Origin of the sequence: Lichenifustis flavocetrariae, from assembly GCF_026130545.1 — a bacterium.
Lineage (GTDB): Bacteria > Pseudomonadota > Alphaproteobacteria > Rhizobiales > Beijerinckiaceae > Lichenihabitans > Lichenihabitans flavocetrariae.
Window position 1 is genome coordinate 1 of the sequence record NZ_JAMOIM010000109.1, and the last position, 4,597, is coordinate 4,597.

Consider the following 4,597-nt stretch of genomic DNA (forward strand, 5'->3'; position numbering starts at 1 on the left):
CGACGCCCAACAGTGCAATCAGACGCCGAATGGACCTCCCCGCGCAAACGCCGAAGCTGTGCTGCTCCCGGAACTCCAGGATCAGCAGTTTCCACACGGTCTGTTAGAGTTTTGCACCTAACACTTCTCTTCAAAATGCTCGCCGACCTGGCTTCTGATTCACAGCGCTTTTTGCGTGTTCTGGCTGCACAGCGTAAGATCGTACACCGAAGGTTTCCGCTGGATTGTAAGTGCTCGCCATGTTGGGCCATGGGCTCGGCGGATCATGGCGGGTCAGCGAGCAAATCGTCCACGATGGTGTCGACATGAACTTCCTTAGTTCGTAGCCCATCGAGGAGGTGGAACCGCTCCAATTGCACGATCCCGTGCAACGACGCCCATACGCCCACCGCATCCCTAACGCTCTCGCGCGGGCGTGCCGCACCTTCCAGGGCAGAGAGCAACTGGTCGAAGCAGGCTCGCGCGGCGAGGACGATTTCACTTTCAGGACTGGCCTTGCTGAGCAACGGGGAGCCGAACATCAGTTGGTACAGGCCGGGACGTTCGCGGCCGAAACGCACGTAAGCCAGCGCGTTGGCGCGGAGTCGATTACCGGGCTGGCACCCGGCGACCGCATTGCGCAGCACCGTGCTGAACAGGTGAAAGCTCTTCACCGCGACAGCGGTCAACAGCGCGTCCTTGTCGTCGAAATGACGAACATAGGCGGGTTGGGATACGCCGAGTGTTTTGGCCAGCGCCGCAATGCTGACACTCTCGTAGCCGGCTTTGTCCACCTGCGCGAACGTGGCCTCGATCAGCGCTTCCCGGAGATCGCCATGATGATAGTCCCTCGACGAAGATCGGCCACTCGGTCGCATGTGATACCATAAAACATTTGCTTGACAGCATGGCACATACTCAATGTTATACATCATAACTTATGCGGAGCAAACCCGATGCTCGAAACATGCGACCACGGACAGTCCATTCGGGCAGCGCCGCGCCCAGAGCCGCAGCTGTTCCACGGACACGGGACCCGCTCGGTTCGGGTCGCCTGGTTGTTAGCCGAAATGGGCTTGCCTTATCGGACGACGCTTGTCCCGTTCCCGCCACGACTGAAGCAGGCGGAGTTCCTCGCTATCAACCCGGCGGGGTCGCTGCCGTTCTTCATCGACGGCCCGACCAGGATGACGGAGTCGGTGGCGATTTGCCTTTACCTGGTCGAGGTCTACGGTCCGACGCCCCTGGCGGTGTCGCCAGCCGAGGCTTCCTTCGCCGACTACCTGCAATTCTGCCTGTACGGCGAAGCCACGCTGACACAGCCGCTCGGGAGCATCTTGAGATACCGGCACCTCGAACCGCCGGAGCGGCGCAACCGGCAAATCGTCGATGACGCGCGGGCGCTGTTCCAGCGGCGGCTGAAGCCCGTTGAAGCGGCAGTGGCCTCCACCCGTTACGCGGCGGCCGGCCGGTTCACCGTCGCGGACATCTCGATCGGCTATGCTCTCGCGTTCGCCGCCAGGCTCGGCGAGACTTCGTCGTTCACACCGGCCATCCAGGCCTATGCCGACCGGCTGCAGGACCGCCCGGCTTACCGGGCGGTTCTGTCCAGCGACCCCAACCGCGGCCGCGTAATCGGAGAAGAAGCATGAGCCTTTCCAGCATCATGTCCCGCGAGATCTAGTTCGCCAAGCGTCCCGAGGGCAGCCCGACCCCGGACACGTTCGCGATGGGAGTGGTGGAGGTGCCGCCACCCCCTGCCGGGCAGGTTCGGGTACAGAATCTCTGGATGTCCGTCGACCCCTACATGCGCGGCCGCATGATGACGCGGGAAAGTTACGTCCCGCCCTTCCGCTTGGGTGAGCCATTGGAGGGCGGAGCGATTGGCCGCGTGGACTCTTCCGCGTGCGAGGGTTTCGCGCCCGGCGATCTCGTACAATCGATGCTGGGATGGCGCGAGGCTTTCAATGCGCCTCCGTCAGCCCTCACGAAGGTCCCGACCACCGGCCTGCCACCTGAAGCGCTGCTCGGCGTCGCCGGCCTGCCAGGACTGACGGCGTTCCTCGGCGTGACCAAGGTCGTGAAGTTGCAGGCTGGAGAGGTCGTGTTCGTCTCGGCGGCGTCCGGGGCGGTGGGCTCGGCGGCATGCCAAATTGCAAAGGCCGCCGGCGCGACTGTGATCGGCTCCGCCGGCGGGGCGGAAAAATGTGCGTTCCTTCGCGAGATCGGAGTGGACCAGGTGGTCGACTACAAGGTGGAGAAAAACCTGGCCGCCGCGCTGGCCGCGGCAGCGCCCCAGGGCATCGACGCCTATTTCGACAATGTCGGCGGCGTTCACCTCGATGCCGCCCTCCAATCGGCCAAGCCGTTCGCACGCTTCGCCCTTTGCGGCATGATCTCGCAATACAACCAAATCGAGGGAACCGCGATACAGCACATGCGCTTGGTGGTGACGAAGCGTCTTCGCCTTCAAGGCTTCATCGTCTCCGACGATTTTGACATGATGCCGCAATTCGTGGACTTGATGGCCGGCTGGGTCGCGAGTGGCGCCGTCAAGATCCACCAAACCGTGGAGCACGGGATCGAGAACGCCCCCGCCGCCTTCCTCAAGCTGTTCTCAGGAGGCAACATCGGCAAGATGCTCGTCCGCGTCTCGACCTGACCTCCACCGGCCAGTGCGCGGCGCCCTCGCCGAACCGCATGGGCCGCGCGATGCGGCTTCGCCGCGACTAAATCTGTGACGATAAGCGGCTCGCCACGCTGCGGCGCGTTGTTGTCGCCATCCCACCTGACTTACATTCCCTATCGTACCGCTCAAAAACATTCCTTTATGAGCGGTCGTCCAAAGGCGGCCCCGCCGAGGCGAGTTAGGCTCCTCGGAACGATTCCTATTGAACTCTAGAAATTCAGGGTGAGCATCAACTTGCCTTGCGCGCGTCCAGTCAGGCTTAGATCCACGGCAGATCGCCAATCCGAGAGAGGGAAACTACGCGCGACCGGCACTTTGAACCGACCTTCGGCCGCAAGCCTGGCAAACTCGCCCAGCGCGCCATAGTCCAGCGGACCCTCGAAGCTGTTTCTCACGCCCAGGGCTTCGGCAGCTGGGCCGTGATTGCTGACCGTCACGATACGGCGGGCATCATGATCGGCGACCTCGAGGAGGTCCGGCAGCACCTCACTGACCGGACCGGCGTCCAAAATCAAGTCGGGCTTGCCGCCGGCGAGTTCACGCACCCGTTCCACCATGCCTGCGCCATAGGGCGTCACCTCGGCGCCCAATGCGCGAAGCTGCCCCGCGAACGTGTCGCCCGCGGCGGCGATCACCCGCGCGCCGCGCAGCCGCGCCATCTGGACAGCGGCGAACCCGATCATCGTGCCTGCGCCGTAAACAAACAGGGTGTGGCCGGCCGCGACACCGAGGATGTCGAGGCAACGGAATGAAGTTTCGATCGCCATCGGCAACGCCGCAGCTTGGAGGAGGTCGAGCCCCGCCGGCACAGCCGTCCAGACCGCCAAAACGGCGTAGTCCGCCGCGCCGGCGCTGGCATAATCCTGATAGGCAGGAACACCAAGAACCCGATCGCCGACCGCCACGTCTGCCACGCCTTCGCCGATCGTATCCACCGTCCCCGACAGGTCGAGGCCGATGCCCCGGGGGAGGTTGCCGGCGAACAGGCCCCGGCAGAGCGCCCAATCCGCCGGGTTGAGCCCGCAGGCATGGACCTTGACGCGCACATGTCCGGCCTTGGGTTCTGGAATATCGGTCTCTTCAAGCCGCAGAACCTCTTTCGGCTCGCCGTATTGACTGAAACGAAGTGTCCTCATTGAAATCTCTTTTGATAATGTCAGCCACAGCCATATAGGATAGTGACAGCGACTGACAATATGTTGGGTGATAAAGAATGCCACGGAGCGGAAAAGAGGCGCGCGGCCGGTTGCAACAAGCGACCTTGGAACTGTTTCAGCAGCAGGGCTATGACGCGACCACTACGGCGGAGATCGCCGCGCGGGCTGGCGTCACCGAGCGGACCTTTTTCCGGCATTTCGCCGATAAGCGAGAGGCGTTGTTCGACGGCGAGGAAGCATTCCGCGACATCCTGAGGGAGGCGGTCGCAGCGGCACCGCAGGATATGTCTCCCTTGGAGGCGTTGTTTCACGCCTTCCGATCGGTTGAACCGCTTCTCCAGCGGAATCGCCCTTTCACCGAGCCCCGGCAGAAAGTCATTGCCGACACCCCGGCCCTGCAAGAGCGGGTCCTGACTAAGATAGCGAACCTGACTGTCGGCCTATCGAACGCGCTGCTTAAACGCGGCGTGGAGGAAGGCACGGCGGCGTTTGCTGCCCAGATCGGGATGGCGACGTTCGCTCATGCTACGCGCGCCTGGCTGGCTGATCCGACGACGGATTTGAGCGCTCACCTGGCAAAATCCCACGCGGAGCTGCGGCGACTTTCGACGTAGCTCTAGCCGAGACCGGAGGCGACAACGGCCGTAGGGCAAGGTGCATCAGTCTTGCAGACCGTGTGGAAACTGCTGATCCTGGAGTTCCGGGAGCAGCACAGCTTCGGCGTTTGCGCGGGGGAGGTCCATTCGGCGTCTGATTGCACTGTTGGGCGTCT

At 63.0% G+C, this 4,597-nt stretch carries 5 protein-coding genes and 1 pseudogene; 4 read left to right on the forward strand and 2 right to left on the reverse strand.

The features are described 5' to 3' along the window. Positions 1 to 263: 263 nt before the first annotated feature. Entirely contained in the window at positions 264 to 914 is a 651-nt protein-coding gene (locus M8523_RS35775; protein ID WP_345894368.1) for a TetR/AcrR family transcriptional regulator, read from the reverse strand. Positions 915 to 935: 21 nt separating this feature from the next. On the opposite strand from M8523_RS35775, the gene M8523_RS35780 reads away from it, so the two are divergent. From M8523_RS35780 to M8523_RS35790, 3 genes and pseudogenes are all read left to right on the forward strand, one after another. Then, positions 936 to 1,631: a glutathione S-transferase family protein gene (locus M8523_RS35780; RefSeq protein WP_282589559.1), complete on the forward strand. Its 696-nt coding sequence runs from the start codon at positions 936 to 938 to the stop codon at positions 1,629 to 1,631. A gap of 47 nt (positions 1,632 to 1,678) precedes the next feature. Then, a pseudogene (locus M8523_RS35785) lies at positions 1,679 to 1,963 on the forward strand (NADP-dependent oxidoreductase); the annotation flags it as partial. 24 nt (positions 1,964 to 1,987) lie between these two features. Continuing rightward, a complete protein-coding gene (locus M8523_RS35790) occupies positions 1,988 to 2,641 on the forward strand; it encodes a zinc-binding dehydrogenase (RefSeq protein WP_345894369.1) in 654 nt (217 codons plus the stop codon). Between the two features lie 236 nt (positions 2,642 to 2,877). On the opposite strand, the gene M8523_RS35795 is transcribed toward M8523_RS35790, so the two are convergent. Continuing rightward, positions 2,878 to 3,888 (reverse strand): NADP-dependent oxidoreductase, encoded by a 1,011-nt coding sequence (locus tag M8523_RS35795; RefSeq protein WP_282589560.1) that lies wholly within the window; start codon positions 3,886 to 3,888, stop codon positions 2,878 to 2,880. 41 nt (positions 3,889 to 3,929) lie between these two features. Between M8523_RS35795 and M8523_RS35800 the strand changes: the two genes are divergently transcribed. Further along, entirely contained in the window at positions 3,930 to 4,439 is a 510-nt protein-coding gene (locus M8523_RS35800) for a TetR/AcrR family transcriptional regulator (protein ID WP_282589561.1), read from the forward strand. Positions 4,440 to 4,597: the final 158 nt, after the last annotated feature.